Consider the following 15,938-nt stretch of genomic DNA (forward strand, 5'->3'; position numbering starts at 1 on the left):
GGTGACATGCCCGGGTGACTGCCCGAACCGTCATCCGCCGCGGCCTGCGCCTGCTCGCGCTTGCCTTGGCCATCATGGTCGCGCTGGTCGGCCTCCTCGCCGCCGCGCTCCGGCTCCAGTTTACCGGTGCACCGGCGGCCTGGGCGAAGAGCACGGGCAATGACGCGCTCTGGCTGGGCCACGCGTGGGTGGACGGCCGCCGCACGGAGCGCGACGTCGAGCAGTTGGCGGTACGGCTGCGCGCCACAGGCGTCAAGGACGTGTACGTCCACTCCGGCCCGTTCAACTGGGACGGCACCTTAAGCCCCGGCAAATACCCCAACGCCGGAAATTTCGTGAAATGGATGCGGGAGCACCTCCCCGCGGTCCGCATCTCCGCCTGGCTCGGCCAGGCCGTCAAGAACGGCCTCGACCTCGACGACCCCAAGGCCCGCGAGAACGTCCTGACCGGGGTCGCCGCCATCATGAAGCAGGGCTACGACGGCATCCACTACAACTTCGAGCCGATCGGCGACGGCGACACCGAGTTCCTCGACCTGCTGGAGCGCACCCGCCGGTACACGAGCCTGCTGTCCACCTCCACCCCGCAGATCGAGCCGTACCCGGGCCTGCGCCTGACCGCCAGGGCCCTGCTGTCCCACGACAAGTACTGGTCCCAGGGCTACTTCAGGCAGGTCGTGGACCGCGTGGACCAGGTCGCCGTCATGACGTACGACTCCTTCACCCCGCTGCAGTCCCTCTACGGCGGCTACGTGGCCCGTCAGGCCGAACTGGCCCTGGACCTGGTGCCCGCCGCCAAGGCCCTCTACATCGGCGCCCCGGCCTACCACGACCACGGCGTACCCTGGCTGGACAACGCCGAGAGCGTCGCCATGGCCGCCGAGGGCGCCCGGCTCGCGCTGTCGGAGTACGGCCGGCGCGACCGCTTCGGCCTGGCCCTCTACGTGGACTTCGCCGCCACGGAGGAGGACTGGCAGGAGTACGCCACTCGATGGATGATCGGCTAACCTGGGGCTTTCCAGCGCCGAGCATCGGAAACGCCGATGCTCAAGTACGCGTTGATTTGAGAGCCAACCTGAGTTATTGGTAACCTGTTCAACTGCGTGTGGCGCGCCCTCTCTCGAGCCCGCGCGCCCCATCCATCACCCAGACCTTCACCGAGGCTTCTTCGTGGCGAACATCAAGTCCCAGATCAAGCGCAACAAGCAGAACGAGAAGGCTCGTCTGCGCAACAAGGCGGTCAAGTCCTCTCTGAAGACGGCCGTCCGCAAGTTCCGCGAGGCCGCCGAGCAGGGCGACACCGAGAAGGCCGCCGTGCTGCAGCGGGCCGCCGCCCGCCAGCTCGACAAGGCCGTCAGCAAGGGCGTCATCCACAAGAACCAGGCCGCCAACCGCAAGTCCGCGATCGCCAAGCAGGCCGCGGCGCTGGCCGCCAAGTAAAACGCCTGGCACAGGAAACGCCGCACTCCCCACGGGGGTGCGGCGTTCTCGTTTTCGAACCCTTTTGTCACAGTTTCGATATCACACGGCCGTATCGGGTGCGTCACCGTTCCTGAGATCACCTTGCCCCGCCGCCCACACCTGCTCGAAGGTGCACTAAAACGGGCGAAGGGGGACACATGCGGGGGCCGTTGGTCGTCAAAAGGGCGCTCAGCGAGCCGCTGCTCCTCCTGGCCGCCTTCGGCTCGATCCTCCTGGCCACGACCACGCTGGTCGCGCTGACCATGTACGCCTCCTCCATCGCGGACGCCGGTGTCCGCCGGACGATGGAGACGGCCTCCTACCGCCAGACCGCCGCCACCGTCAGCGCCCCCGTGACGGCCGAGACGTTCCCGAAGCTCGACCGGTCGGTACGCGCCGAGTTCGCCAGGGCCTACACGCGGCCGCCCACCGTCACCACCAGCTTCCGCTCCGACTCCTACGTCATGCCGGGCCAGGACGCCCAGGACCGGCCCGAGCTGCTCAGGTTCGGCGGTTACGACGGCCTCGACCGGCACGCCAGGCTCGTCTCCGGCGCCTGGCCGCGCGCCGGCGGAGACCGGGTGGAGGCCGCGATCTCGCTGTCGGCGGCCTCGGCCACCGGGTTCAAGGCGGGGCAGGAGTTCACCACGAGGGGCCGCCTCGACCCGCGCCCGGTCACGGTCCGCATCGCGGGCGTGTTCCAGCTCAACGACCCGTTCGGCGAGCGGTGGGCGGGCGAGCAGCTGCTCAGCCGGGGTGTGGAACGCGGCGAGTTCAGCACGTACGGGCCGCTGATGGTGCCGCGCGAGACGTTCATCGCCCGTTTCGCCACGAACGTGAACGCCACCTGGTCCGCCGAACCCGACCTGCGCGCGCTCACGCCCGCCCAGCTGCGCCCGCTGGCCGGGGCGATCGACCAGCTGGGCGCGCGGTTGAAGGCGGACGGCTGCGGCAGCTGCGTGGCCACCAGCCGCCTGCCCGAGATCCTGACCCAGCTCGACACCGCGTCCCTGGTCGCCCGCTCCACGATGCTGATCCCGGTGCTGCAGCTGCTGTTGCTGGCCGCGTACGCGCTGATGCTCACGGCCCGCCTGCTCGCCGACCACCGCCGCATGGAGGTGGCGCTGCTGCGCTCGCGCGGCGCGGGCACGGCGCGGCTGGCCGCGCTGGCGGGCGGCGAGGCGCTGCTGGTCGCGGTGCCGTGCGCGGTGGTCGCGCCGTTCCTGGGCCCGCCGCTGCTCGCGCTGGTCAACCTGTTGCCCTGGATCAGGGCCTCCGGGGTACGGCTGGCGCCCTCGGCCGATCTGGGCACGTTCCTCGTGTCGTTCGGCGTGGCCCTGGCCGCGGCCGTCCTGCTGGTGCTGCCGGCGCTGGCGGGCGCGCGGCGCACGTACGTGGAGGAGCAGGCGGCGCGCGGGCGCGGCGGCGGGCGCGGGCTGATCGAGCGGGCCGGCGCCGACCTGGCGCTGCTGGTCGTGGCCGGGCTGGCGATCTGGCAGCTCCAGCGCTACGGCGCGCCCGTGACCGCGACGGCCGCGGGCGGGCTCGGCATCGACCCCTTGATCATCTCCGGGCCGGCCCTGGCCCTGCTCACGGGCGGGATGCTCGGGCTGCGGCTGGTGCCACGCGTCTCGAAGCTGGCCGAGCGGGTGACCTCCCGCCGACCGGCGCTCGCCCCCGCGCTGGGGGCCTGGCAGGTGAGCAGGCGACCGCTCAAGTACGCGGGCCCGGCGCTCCTGCTGACCATGGCCATCGCGATCGGCATCGTGTCCATGGCCACCGCGTCCACCTGGCGGGCCTCGCAGCTCGACCAGGCCCGCCATCAGGCCGGAGCCGACCTGCGGCTGTCCGGCCCGCCCGACGCTCCGGAGCTGGGCGCGCTCGGGCGCGGGACGGCGTTCACCGCGCTGCCCGGCGTCACGGCGTACTCGCCGGGCTTTCGCGGGCAGAGCGAGGTGAGCGGCGAGAGCGCGCTGCTGCTGGGCCTGGACGCGGGCAGGCTCGGCGAGCTGTTCCACCTGCGTGCCGACCTGTCCGCGCAGCCGGTCGGGGAGATGTCCCGGGCGCTGGCGGGCGACCAGGCGGGCAAGCTGGATCTTCCTGGGCAGCCGTCGGCGCTCACGCTGCGGGCCGAGGCGGACGGCGACCTGCCGCTGCGGCTGGTGCTCTCCGACGCGCTCGGCGTGTGGCGTGACGTGTCGCTCGGCGTGCTGCGGAAGGGCGAGAACCGGATCGACGTCGACCTCCGGGCGCTGGCCGGGCGTACCGGGAAGATCACGTACCCGCTGTCGCTGCGCGGCCTCGTCGCGGGCGCCCCCCAGGCCCCCGCGAACCTGACCCTGACCGGCCTCAGCGCCGACGGCCGCGAGGTGGCGACGCCTCCGGTGTCCATGAAGGTGACGCGGCCCACGGTCGCCGGCCTCGCGCCGCTGCCGAAGCCCGGACCGCTGCCGGTGGTGCTCACCGCCGACCTGGCCGCCTCGCTCAAGCTGCCCGCCGGGCAGGTCGGGCCGGCCAGCATCGACCGCAAGGTGCTCCAGGTCAAGGTGGTGGGCATCGTGGACAGCATGCCGACCACCCCGGCGGGGCAGAAGGCCGTGCTCGCCGACTGGGGGACACTCCAGACGTACGAGCTGGCCGCGGCGCAGCTGCCCAGGCCCGCCACCGAATGGTGGCTCGCGGCCGGCGACACCGCGCCCGCGGTGAAGGCGCTCCAGGCCCGGCCCGAGTGGGACGTGACGGCGCTGGACCAGCGCAGGCTGGCGGCCGAGCTGCGGGACGACCCCCTGGCCAGCGGGCTGCAGGGGGCGCTGATGCTCGGGTTCGCGGCGGCGCTGGTGTTCGCGGCGCTCGGGTTCCTGGTGAACGCGACCGTCGCGGCCCGGGAGCGCATGGGCGAGTTCGCGATCCTGCGGGCGCTCGGGGTGAGCTCCAGGCAGGTGTTCGGAGTGCTGGCGGTCGAGCAGGCGTTCGTCATCGGGCTGTCGCTCGTCGCGGGCACCGCGCTCGCCGTGGTCGTCGGCGTGCTGGTCGTGCCGCACATCGTGCTGACCGGGCAGGCCGCGGCCGTCACCCCCGGGGTGGTGCTCGACATCCCGTGGGCGGCCACCGCGGCGATGCTGGCGCTGGTGGCCGCGGTGCTGCTCGCCATCGTGGCCGGGCTGGCCCGCCATCTGCGCGGGCAAAACGGGCAACTCGTGGAGGAACGGTGAGGATCGCCCTGCTCGCTCGCGCGCACCTGGGCACGATGGCCGTGCTCTTCGTGCTGGCGCTGAGCGCCTGCCTGCTGGTCGCGGGGCTGCCCAGGGCGATGCAGGCGTCGTTCGACGAGGCGCTGCGCCGCTCGCTGGTCGCCGCCCCCGCGGTGCAGGCCGACCTGACGGTGTCCGTGGAGTCGCGCTCGGCCGAGGAGGACCTGCACGAACGCGGCCAGTTCGACGCCCGCGACCGCCGCTGGCGCAAGATCCTGCCGCCGGCGCTGCGCCCGCTGGCGGTCGGCGCGGGACACATGAGCGCCAAGACCACCTTGACGCCCGTGACCGGGACCCGCGGCCATACCCACATGAACCTGGGCTGGCTCTCCGACGCGGACCGGCGTGTGGACTGGGTCGAGGGCCGCGCGCCCGGCAGGCCCTCGACCATGCGGTACGAGGGCGCGACGATCCCGGTCTTCGAGGTGGGGATCGTCGCGGACGCCCTGCCCGAGCTGGGTTTCAAGGTGGGCCAGACGAAGATGGTCGGTGAGAACGACTACGCCGCTCTGAAGATCGTCGGCGCCTTCAAGGCCAAGGACCCCCATGACCGCTACTGGTCCCACAACGTCGACATCCTGCAGGTCCTCAAGACGGAGACGCCGGGCAGCGACGAGCTCGAGAAGCACGTCACGACGCTGATCTCCGACGAGGGGCTGACCGTGCTCAGCGGCGAGGGGCGCAACCTGTCCTACCACTGGGTCCTGCCGATCGACGCCCGCGGCGCGAGCGCGCTGGCCGCGCCCGACCTCCAGGCGGCGATCACCGAGTTCGGGCGGGTGGTCGCGCTCCAGTCGACGAGCAGCACCTACCGTCTGGACACCGGGCTCTCCAAGCTGTTCGACGAGTTCCTGGCCGCCGTGGCCACCGCGCAGACCGTGACGTACCTGGTGCTCGGCGGGCTGCTGGCCGTGGCGGTCGGCGTGATCGCGCTCGTCGTGCTGCTGCTGAGCGACCGCCTCGATCACCCGCTGTCCCTGGCGCGGGCGCGGGGCGGTTCGCTGCGGCAGGTGGCCGGGGCCGGGGCGCTGCTGACCGGCGTCGCGGTGGCGCCCGCCGCGCTGGCCGGGTACGGACTGTCGTTCCTGGTGCCGGGTCCCGTGCTGCCGATCGTGCACCTGGGGCCCCTGGTCGTGGTCGTGGCGGCCGTCGGGTTCGCCGGGGGGCGGCTGGCCCTGGTCCACCGGACGCCGCTGCACGAGCGCCGCGACGACGTGGCCGCCACCCGGCCTTCGGCCCGGCGGATCACGCTGGAGGTGCTGGTGGTGGTGCTCGCGCTGGTCGGGGCGTACCTGCTGCGGGCCCGTGGCGCCTCGCAGGATCCGTTCCTGCTCGTGGTGCCCGTCGCGCTGACGGTGGCGGCGGCGTTGATCACCTTGCGCTGCTACCCGTACCCCTTGCGGCTGTTCGTACGGCTGGCCGCGCGCGGGCGGGCGGCCGTGCCGTTCCTGGGGCTGACCAGGGCGGCCCGGGCGCGCTCCGCCAGTGTGCTGCCCGTGCTGATCCTGCTGCCCGCGCTGGGCGTGTCGGTGTTCGCCGCGGTGATCTCGGGCGGGATCGCGGACACGCAGCGGCTGGCGGCCTGGCAGCAGGTGGGCGCGCCGATCAAGATCACGTCGAACATCGAGATCCCCGCCGACTCGATCGACCGGGTGCGGGCGACGGCCGGGGTCGAACAGGTGGTGATCGCGCAGACCGGGCGGGTGCAGCTCGGGTACGGCGCGGAGCGGGCCGAGGCGCTCGCGGTGGACCTGGCGCAATGGAACCGGATCCTGGACGACGCCCCGATCAGCGTGCCCGCGCTGTCCGACGGCGCGCTGGTCTCCAAGGAGTTGCGGGGGCGGGGGACGTTGGAGATCGGGTGGCAGTCGCGGGCGAAGCTCGCCACGCGGGGCGTGGTCGACTCGATGCCCGGCTTCTACACCCAGGGGAAGTTCATGATCGTGCCCTTGGGCATCCTGACCCGGCCCGCCCCGAACACCCTGCTGATCAAGGGCGACGTGTCCCCCGACGTGCTGGCGCGGCTGGTCCCGTCCGCGACCGTGGAGTCGCAGGAGCGCGCGCTGAGCGCCATCCAGGACGACCCGCTCACCAGCACCGTGCGCTGGACGCTGGTCGTGGTGACGGTGGCGCTCGGCTCGTACGCGCTGGTCGCCGTCGTGCTGGCGCTGGTGATCGGCGCCGCCGAACGCGCCGGCGCGGTGTCGTTCCTGCGCACGCTCGGGCTGTCGGACCGGCAGGCGGAGCGGCTGACCGTGCTGGAGATCCTGCCCATGATCCTCGTCACCGCCCTGGTCGGGCTCGGCCTGGGCCTCGGCCTGCCGTTCGCGCTCGGGGCCGGCGTGGATCTGTCGTCGTACGCCGGGGACCTGCCGGTCGGCGACTACCCGCTCGACCTGTTCGTGCCTCTCCTGCTGGCGGGCGGCCTCACCGCCGTGGCCGTGCTCGGGGCGTACGCGCACACCGCCATCAGCCGCCGCCGCAACCTCGGCGCCGTCCTTCGAGTAGGGGATCTCTCATGAACCCGACCCTGTCCGAGCTGGAAGCCAGGGCCACGCGGGAGAAGGCCGCGTTCGGCGGCGACGCGCACATCGTGTGCGACAACCTCGTGCGCATCTACAAGACCGAGGGCGTCGAGGTCGTCGCGCTGCAGGGCCTCGACCTGGTGATCGACAAGGGCGAGCTGGTGGCCATCGTGGGCGCCTCGGGGTCGGGCAAGTCGACGCTGCTCAACGTGCTGTCCGGGCTGGACGTGCCGACGGCCGGGGTGGCCAGGGTGGCGGGGATGGATCTGCTGTCGATGAACGCCCGCGACCGGCTGCGGTACCGGCGGTCCGTGGTGGGCTTCATCTGGCAGCAGACGGCGCGGAACCTGCTGCCGTACCTCTCGGCCCGGGAGAACGTCGAGCTGCCGATGAAGCTGGCCGGTCGCCGCGGGAGTCGCGCGCTGGAGCTGCTGGAACTGCTGGGGGTCGGCGACTGCGCAGACCGCAAGATTCCCGAAATGTCGGGCGGCGAGCAGCAACGGGTGGCCATCGCCGTCGCGCTCGCCAACTCCCCGCAGCTCGTCCTCGCCGACGAACCCACAGGTGAGCTGGACAGCGAGACGTCGGAGCAGGTGTTCGACGCGCTGCGGAAGGCAAACAGGGAGCTGGGGGTGACCGTGGTCGTCGTGACGCACGACCCGCTGGTGTCGGAGCAGGTGGACCGTACGGTGGGCATTCGCGACGGGCGTACCAGCAGCGAGACGCTGCGGCGCGAGGGCGCCGAGGGGCAGATCGTCGCCGAGGAGTACGCGGTGCTGGACCGGGTCGGGCGGCTGCAGCTCCCGCGCGACTTCATGAACGCGCTCGAGATGGAGCGGCGGGTGCGCCTCGAGCTCGAATCCGACCACATCGGCGTGTGGCCCGCCCGGGAGGAGCCCTCTGATGACTGATTCGCCCCTGGTCGTGGTGGAAGGGCTGCGCAAGGTCTACCGGACCGGGCCCAAGGAGGTCGTGGCGCTGCGGGACGTGTCGTTCTCGGTGTTCCCGGGAGAGCTCGTCGCGGTCCGCGGGCGGTCGGGGTCCGGGAAGACGACCCTGCTCAACCAGATCGGCGGCCTGGACAAACCGGACGCCGGACGGGTGGTCGTCGCCGGGCGCGAGGTCACCGCCATGTCCGAGGACGACCTGCTGGCCCTGCGCCGCGATGTGGTGGGGTTCGTGTTCCAGTCGTTCGGGCTGATCCCGGTGCTGTCCGCGGCGGAGAACGTGGGGGTGCCGATGCGGCTGCTGCGGACGCCGGTGGAGGAGCGGGAGGCTCGCGTACGCCTGCTGCTGGCTCTGGTGGGGTTGGAACAGCACGCGAACCAGCGGCCGTACGAGCTGTCCGGGGGGCAGCGGCAGCGGGTGGCCATCGCCAGGTCGCTGGCGAACCGGCCCCGATTGCTGGTGGCCGACGAGCCGACAGGGCAGTTGGACTCGCAGACCGGACGGCAGATCATGGAGCTGCTGCGGGCACTCGTACGGAGTGAGGGGGTCACGGCGCTGGTCGCCACCCACGACCCCAGCCTGATCACGCTGGCCGATCGGGTCCTGGAGATCGGCGACGGCATCGTCCACGAACCCGCCCTCGCCTGAAATCGGCTTGTCGGAGGCAACACGTGACCCCTTCCCCATTCCGGATCGAGGTGTCCGGCGACGTGCTGGACGACCTTCGGACTCGGCTGCGCGCGACCAGGTTCACGGACCGGACCGGCGTGCAGGCGTGGCAGGCCGGGGCCGATCCCACGTACCTGCGGGAGCTGGTGACGTACTGGGCGGATGGGTTCGACTACCGCGCCCGGGAGGCCGAGCTCAACACGCTGCCGCACTACCGCGAGCGGGGCCTGCATTTCGTCCGGATCGCCGGAGTCGGCCCCGCGCCGATGCCCGTTCTCCTCTGCCACGGATGGCCGAGCAGCTTCCTGGAGATGCTCCCCCTGGCGGCCCGCCTCGCCGACCCCGCCCGCCACGGCGGCGACCCGGCCGACGCGTTCGACGTCGTCATCCCGTCCATGCCGGGGTTCCTCTACTCCGACCTGCCGCCGGAGCCGCTCACGCGGGCCGCGATGGCGCGCGTGCTGCACACGCTGATGACCGACACCCTGGGGTACGACCGGTACGCGGCCTTCGGCGGCGACATCGGCGGCGCGGCCGCCCAATGGCTGGCCGCGCTCTACCCGGAGGAGGTGGCCGGCATCCACCTGATCCATCCCCCGTTCCCCACGTCGTTCGACGACCCGCCGATGACGGCGGACGAGCAGGCGTTCGTGGCGGCCGAGGAGGCGTACGACGAGCTCGACGGCGGCTACAGCGCCATCATGGGAACGCGGCCCGACACCATCGCCGCCGCCCTGGTCGACTCACCGGCCGGACTCGCCGCCTGGATAGTCGACAAATATCGGGATTGGAGCGACTGCCACGGCGACCTGGAGTCCCGCTTCGACCGCGACACCCTGCTCACGATCCTGACGCTCTACTGGGCGACCGGCTCGATCGGCACGTCGTTCAGGCAGTACTACGACTGGGAGCACAACACCCCTCGCCCGCCCATCACGGTGCCGACCGCCATCACGCTCAGCCATGAACCGGTGATGTCCGGCATCCCCCGCTCGATCGCCGAACGCTCCTGCACCGACCTCCGCCACTGGCACGAACCCGGCCGCGGCGGCCATTTCCTGGCCTTGGAGGAGCCTGCGCTGATGCACCGGGAGCTGACCACCTTCTTCCGCCCCCTCCGCCAACACCCCAGCTAACCCCACCTCAGGGCCACCGCACCCAACCCACCTCCCGACCACCCCGACCAACCCGCCGCCCAGCCAACCCCTCTCCCACACACCACAGCCAACCCACAGCCAACCCACAGCCAACCCCCACGCCCACCCATCTCCCGACCACCACAACCAACCCCCTCGCCCACTCACCTCCCGACCGCCGCAGCCAAGCCGCCGTTCAGTCAACACCCTCGTCGACACCCGCCTCCGGCCACCGCAGCCGCCCCTCTCCCAACCAACACCGTTCCAACCACCCAGCGCCCCAATGGCCCAATCGCCCCGATTATGAGCATCCGCCTCAATCGCCCCGATGGCCCCGCAACCTCCCGTTGGCTGACTGACGCCCATGGCGCGCGAAGGGCTGGCCGAGGGGGTGCGAACGGTCCTGTGGCCGACCGGTTGCTCAGCCAGCGTGGGAGATCGACCCCGACTATCGCCCGGTGCGGCTGGCCACGATCACCTGCACCGTGTGTTCCAGCGCATAGGCCGGGTCCGCTCCCCCACCCTTGACCTGCTCATCCGCGCTCGCCACAGCCTGGATCGCCCTGGACAGCCCCTCGGGCCCCCACCCGTTGAGTTGCCGCTTGACCCGGTCGACCTTCCACGGCGGCATGCCGACATGGCTGGCCAGCTGCCCGCCCCGAAGGTTGCGCGGCGCGCTGCCGACCTTGGCCAGCGACCGCAATCCGCCGGCCAGCGCACTCACCAGCAGCACGGGAGCGACCCCGGTGCCCAGAGCCCACCGCAGTTGCTCCAACGCGTCGGCCAACCGCCCCTCGACAGCGGAATCGGCCACGTTGAACCCGGTGACCTCGGCTCGCCCCTTGTGATAGCGAGCCACCGCGGCCGCGCTGATCGTCTTGTCCTCCGTGTCGAACGCCAGCTGGCTGCATGCCGCCGCCAGCTCCCGCAGGTCATTGCCCACGGCGTCGAGCAATGCCTGGGCCGCGTCCCCGGAGACCCCCCGCCCGGCCCGCTTGAACTCCCCCTTGATGAAGTCCAGCCGCTCCCCCGCCTTGGTGACCTTGTTGACCGTGACCACCGTGGCCCCGGCCTTCTTCACCCCGTCGACCAGCGCCTTCCCCTTCACCCCACCCGGGTGCGACAGCACGAGCACGGTGTCGTCGGAGGGCTGCTTGGCATAGGTGACGATCTCGGCGATGACGTCCTTGGAGAGATCCTGGGCCGACCGGATCACCACCACGGAACGATCGCCGAAGAGCGACGGCGAGGTCAGCTGCGTCAGCTCGCCCACCGCGACCTTCCCACCCAAGAGGTCATGCACCTCGGCACCCGGGTCCGCGGCCCGCGCGGCGGCGACGACACTGCTCACCGCCCGCTCGGCCAGCAGCTCCTCATCGCCGAGGACCAAGGACACAGGTGCTGGATCGGTTCCCGCCATGTCAGGCAGCATGCCATGCGCCGCCGACAACCCGGTACTCGGAACGCACCCCGTACCCGCCGGGCCCTGGTCACCAGCTCCACCCAGCAGGCCAACCACTCTCGCCGGCCCTTTCCCCGCCCATCAGTGATCTCCAGCAGAGGCCCCAGACACCGAGCCGCACAGCTAACGGCGTGCCACTCGATAACCGCTGGGCGAGGCCAGCCCTCCAGACACCGAACCACCCGATTGACGGCGTAACACCGGATAACCACCAGACGAGGCAGACGCCCCAGACACCGAACCACACAACTGCCAGCACACCACCCGATAACCACGAAACGACGCCAGCCCCCACACACCGAACCACGCAACTGACGGCGTGCCGCCAAGGAACCAGGTGCCACCGCAGGCGCTCGCCCGAGGCCTGCGGGCCAATGCGGAACCCGGACGCTCCGGGCTCCATGCCGTGCGGTGAGAGGGCTACGGACCGCGCGGGACCACTGCCATCCGCCCCTCCCTCTCCACGACAGCCAGATCGCCGGACTGGTCGGTCCGGTAGATACCGGCGCCCATCCGACGCAGGGCGGCAAGCGTGGACATGGCGGGATGGCCGTAGTCGTTGTCGGCGCCCACGCTGATCAAGGCCGCCCGCGCCCCGACCGCCGACAAGAAGGCCGGGGACTGCCGGTTGGATCCGTGGTGCGGAGTCTTGAGGATGTCGGCTCGCACCACCGTCCGGCGCAGCAGCTCATCCTGCGCCTCCGTCTCCAGATCACCGCTGAGCAGGATGGATCCGGATCGCCAGCGTACGTGGACGACCACACTGGAGTTGTTGATCGCGCTGCCCTCCCCCTGCCCGTTCATCTCACCCGGGGTGAGGTCGGGACCGAGCACGGTCAGCTCCGACGGACCGAAGCGCCACCGAGTTCCGGGTGCGGCAGTCCATTCCGGTATGCCGCTGCGGGCCAGCGTGGCCGAGATGTGCGAGATGGCTCGCGCGCTCGTCCGCTGCGGGCTGACGACCGCGGCACCCACACGCCGGTTCCGGAGGACGCCGGGGAGACCGTTCACGTGGTCGGCGTGGGGGTGGGTGAGGATCAGGAGAGGTACGTCGTCGACGCCGATCCTGCGCAGGCATCGATCCATGACGACCGGATCAGGCCCGGTGTCGACCACGATCCCTCTCCTCGGTCCCGCCGCCACGACGAGCCCGTCCCCCTGCCCAACGTCGCACATGACCATCAACCACCCCTTGGGCGGCCAGGAGCCGACGATGGGCCGGATCGCCAGTACGGCGACCAGGGCCGCACCGACCACGGTCACCGCCACCGGCCGCCATGCCCTGCGCCGCAGGATCGGCACGGCGATCGCCACCGCGAGCAGCAGCAACCCCAATCCCGGAAGCCCACCGGGCCACGGCAGCGTGGCGAAGGGCAGGTTCACCGCCCAGCGCGCCACGATGATGATCCACCCGACCGCGTAACCGGCCGGGACGACCAGGAGCTCCGCGCCTCCGGGCCAAATGGGCGCCACCAGAGCGGCACCGAACCCCAGCAACGTCGCAGGGGCCACCGCTGGGGCCACGAGCAGGTTGGCGATCACGGCGACGGGAGTCAGCTGTCCTGACATCAGCACCAGGATGGGCGTCACCGCCACCTGCGCGGCCACCGGCACTGCAACGGCCTCAGCCACCCAACGCGGCAACCGATACGACCCTCTGGAGCAGCCGCCATCCGATGGCACACCGCCCTGGTGACGCCCCTGGTCACCATGTCCCTGGGTCTGTCCGCCCTCCTGCGGGGAATTCGAAGCACCAGACTCCGAGCGCGCACCATCAGGCTCCCCTGGCGGGCGTTGTCCCCACCGCAGGCCGCCTTCTGCTTGCGGCCCCCGCTCTGCCCGCAGGTCACGTGCACGTTGTGCGCCGTCTTCCGCATACGAACGGCAGCCGCCGTGCGGACTGCCCTTCGCGTCCGGTTGCAGAGCGGGGTCCTGGTGCGAACCAGGGGCCAGGTACGAGGGAAGGGGCTGATACGGGGAAAGGGTCTCATGAGTGCCAAGGGACTGATGTGGACCAAGGGGCGAGCGCGAACCAAGGGCGGTGCGCGAGGCAAGGGGCTGATACGGGGAAAGGGTCTCATGAGTGCCAAGAGGCTGGTGCACAGCAAGAGGCGAGCGCAAACCAACGGCCGGGTGTAGACGGTCTGATCCATGGGCCGCCGCGTGCGGGGCAAGGGCCGCGTGCGGGGTACGGTCTCGTTGTTGGGCGTATTGTCCCTGTGGATCCGTCTCCCCCTGTAGGCCAGGATCGCCACGCTTGCCATGTCTCGTGTTGTTCTGGTCGTCGAGGTCGCCCTCGGTGTTTGGGGATGACAGGCGGTCGCGCCAGCGTGGGGCGAAGATGAGGATGCCGGCGGTGGCTGCGACCGAGAGGGCGAAGCCGTACGAGCGGGCCAGTTCTGGGGCGAACAGCACCAGGAGGAGGACCGTCGCCGACAGGGCTGCGAGGCCGTCCTTTGCTCGGCCTGTGCCCAGTGCGATGGCGGCGGCAAGGCCCATGAGGAGGGCGCGTAGAACGCTTGGGGAGGGGCGGGCGACCACGGCGAACGCGAGCATCGCGATGGCGGCGAAGACGGCCCTTACCGGGAGGGAGAGCCCTATGAGGCGGGAGAGGGCGAGGGCAGCGCCTGCCACGATGGCGAGGTTTGCTCCGCTTACGGCGTTCAGGTGGCTCAGGCCGGCCTCCTTGAGGTCGGACGACACCTGGGGGTCCATGCGTGAGACGTCGCCGACGACCAGGCCCGGCAGGAGGCCCTGCTGGTCGGCGGGGAGGGTGGCCGCGGCGGCCCGTAGGCCCGATCTGAGGCTGCCCGCTGCTGTTTGGAGCGGGGACGGGGGTGTCAGGACTCGTGGTGGGCCTTGCACCAGGAGGATGGCTGCGACGAGGTCGCCCGGGGTCGGCTTGGCCAGGCGCCCGGTCACTTCGAGGCGCTGGCTGGGGAGAAGGATGCTCCAGTCATGTCCGTTGGCGAAGACGGTGATGGGGACGTTGACGGTCTGCCGGTTGCCGGCTGTCTGGATGACTTCCAGGGTGGCTGGGGTCACGTAGCTTTCTTGGTTGAAGTGGCCGCTTCTGTTTTGTCTGCGTTTGGGGTCGTCCGTTAGGGCGATCTGCGCCTTGATAGAGGTGTTCTTCTTGGCCAGCTCGGCTGCTGGGCCGGTGGTCAGGGCGTGAACTCGCAGGGCGATCGACGCCGAGGCCGCGGCTGCGCAGATGAGGGTGGCAATGGTGATGTTGCGCCATGGCGACGAGCGAGGCGGTCGCCGACAATCCAGTTGGCGGTGTAGGCGCGGGCTCTGATGCTCCCCCCGGTGGGTAGCCCAACCCTCGTACCGGGTGCCCGAGTCCCCAGACTGGGGAGGCCGACCCTCGCGCCCGGCACCCGAATCCCCAGGTTGGCGAGGCCGACCCTCGTGCTGGGCGCCCGGGTCCCCGGGTTGGGTGGTCCAGGCGTCGGAGGGTGATTTCTGGGCTGTGAAGCGGGGGCGCCACACTGCGGGCCAGGCTGTGGCTGAGGCGGCCAGGGTTGTGGAGATGGCGACGATCAAGCCCGTACGGGCGGAGCAGCCCAGTAGGACCAAGGCACATGCCCAGGCGGCCAAGGCGGGGAGGATGAGGGGCCAGGCGTGTTCGCGGTGGACACTGTCCTGGTCGAGGTGGGGGGCTTCGGTGTTCGTGTCGGTCCCGTTGTCGGGCCGGCCGTCGTCGGGTGGGGGGCCGGCGTTGGCCTGGCTGGGACGTGTTGGGCGGGGGTCGTCGGTGCGTGGGGTGGGCATGTCAGACGCGGACCTTTGGCTTGAGCTCGTCGTACTTTCGTGGGCCTATGCCGCTCACCTCGCGTAGTTGTTCGACGGTGGTGAAGCCGCCGTGGGTGTCTCGGAACTCGGCGATACGAGCTGCCAGGACCTCGCCCACGCCCGGGAGTTGTTCGAGTTGGTCGGTTGTGGCGGAGTTGAGGTCGAGCACGGCGGTGGCCGGGTCCGCGATGGGTGAGCCTTGGGGTGCCTGGGCGGTGGTGGCGCCCACGACTATCTGCTCGCCGTCGATCAGGCGTCTGGCGAGGTTGAGTGCGCCTGTGGAGGCGCCGCGGGACACGCCTCCGGCCGCTGCCACCGCGTCCGTGACTCGGGCGCCTGCGGGGAGGAGGTAGACGCCAGGTTTGCGGATCTTGCCGGTGACGTGGACGGTCACCTTGGCAGCGGCGGTCGGGGAGGGTGTCCTTGGTGGCTGTGAGACCGGGGTGGGAGGTGGCAGCGGCTCCGGTGAAGGCTGGGAACGCCAGACGAAGAACGCGGCGACAGCGGCGGCGAGGGCGCCCAGGGCCAGCAGGACCCGGAGGCCGGGCTTGCCTGGGTCGAGGGCTGGGGCTTGGGAGGCGACGGCTGCGCGGAACGCTTGGAAGGTGGGTGGCACGGGGGCGGGTCCGCGCTTTTGGTCAGGTGGTGGTGATGACGATGCGGTTGAACGTTGGTTGCGGCTTTTGTG

10 protein-coding genes and 1 pseudogene are annotated in these 15,938 nt (G+C 71.2%); 7 read left to right on the top strand and 4 right to left on the bottom strand.

Features of this window, described 5'->3' with window-relative positions; genetic code table 11:
* Positions 1-14 precede the first annotated feature (14 nt).
* From ACIBQ1_RS06660 to ACIBQ1_RS06690, 7 genes are all read left to right on the top strand, one after another.
* Positions 15-1,007: a hypothetical protein gene (locus ACIBQ1_RS06660; protein ID WP_397275018.1), complete on the top strand. Its 993-nt coding sequence runs from the start codon at positions 15-17 to the stop codon at positions 1,005-1,007.
* A gap of 163 nt (positions 1,008-1,170) precedes the next feature.
* Positions 1,171-1,440, top strand: a complete 270-nt coding sequence (gene rpsT / locus ACIBQ1_RS06665) for a 30S ribosomal protein S20 (RefSeq protein ID WP_397275019.1) — start codon at positions 1,171-1,173, stop codon at positions 1,438-1,440.
* Positions 1,441-1,619: 179 nt separating this feature from the next.
* On the top strand, positions 1,620-4,673 hold the full coding sequence (locus tag ACIBQ1_RS06670; RefSeq protein ID WP_397275021.1) for an FtsX-like permease family protein: 3,054 nt from the start codon (positions 1,620-1,622) through the stop codon (positions 4,671-4,673).
* Positions 4,670-7,234, top strand: coding sequence for an FtsX-like permease family protein (locus tag ACIBQ1_RS06675; protein WP_397275023.1), 2,565 nt, complete (start codon positions 4,670-4,672; stop codon positions 7,232-7,234). Before ACIBQ1_RS06670 ends, ACIBQ1_RS06675 begins: the two co-directional genes overlap by 4 nt.
* Positions 7,231-8,148, top strand: a complete 918-nt coding sequence (locus ACIBQ1_RS06680; protein ID WP_397275024.1) for an ABC transporter ATP-binding protein — start codon at positions 7,231-7,233, stop codon at positions 8,146-8,148. Before ACIBQ1_RS06675 ends, ACIBQ1_RS06680 begins: the two co-directional genes overlap by 4 nt.
* A complete protein-coding gene (locus ACIBQ1_RS06685) occupies positions 8,141-8,833 on the top strand; it encodes an ABC transporter ATP-binding protein (RefSeq protein ID WP_397275025.1) in 693 nt (230 codons plus the stop codon). Before ACIBQ1_RS06680 ends, ACIBQ1_RS06685 begins: the two co-directional genes overlap by 8 nt.
* Before the next feature lie 23 nt (positions 8,834-8,856).
* A complete protein-coding gene (locus tag ACIBQ1_RS06690; RefSeq protein WP_397275027.1) occupies positions 8,857-9,990 on the top strand; it encodes an epoxide hydrolase family protein in 1,134 nt (377 codons plus the stop codon).
* 448 nt (positions 9,991-10,438) lie between these two features.
* Here the strand turns inward: ACIBQ1_RS06690 and holA are convergent, their stop codons facing one another.
* From holA to ACIBQ1_RS06710, 4 genes and pseudogenes are all read right to left on the bottom strand, one after another.
* Positions 10,439-11,422 carry a DNA polymerase III subunit delta gene (gene holA / locus ACIBQ1_RS06695; RefSeq protein ID WP_397275028.1) on the bottom strand — a complete coding sequence of 328 codons (984 nt, stop codon included), beginning with the start codon at positions 11,420-11,422 and terminating at the stop codon, positions 10,439-10,441.
* 450 nt (positions 11,423-11,872) lie between these two features.
* Positions 11,873-13,084 (bottom strand): ComEC/Rec2 family competence protein, encoded by a 1,212-nt coding sequence (locus tag ACIBQ1_RS06700; protein WP_397275546.1) that lies wholly within the window; start codon positions 13,082-13,084, stop codon positions 11,873-11,875.
* 678 nt (positions 13,085-13,762) lie between these two features.
* Positions 13,763-15,229, bottom strand: a pseudogene (locus ACIBQ1_RS06705) (ComEC/Rec2 family competence protein); the annotation flags it as partial.
* Position 15,230: 1 nt separating this feature from the next.
* Entirely contained in the window at positions 15,231-15,866 is a 636-nt protein-coding gene (locus ACIBQ1_RS06710) for a helix-hairpin-helix domain-containing protein (protein WP_397275030.1), read from the bottom strand.
* Between the last annotated feature and the right edge of the window lie 72 nt (positions 15,867-15,938).

Origin of the sequence: Nonomuraea sp. NPDC050153 (assembly GCF_044460125.1) — a bacterium.
Lineage (GTDB): Bacteria > Actinomycetota > Actinomycetes > Streptosporangiales > Streptosporangiaceae > Nonomuraea.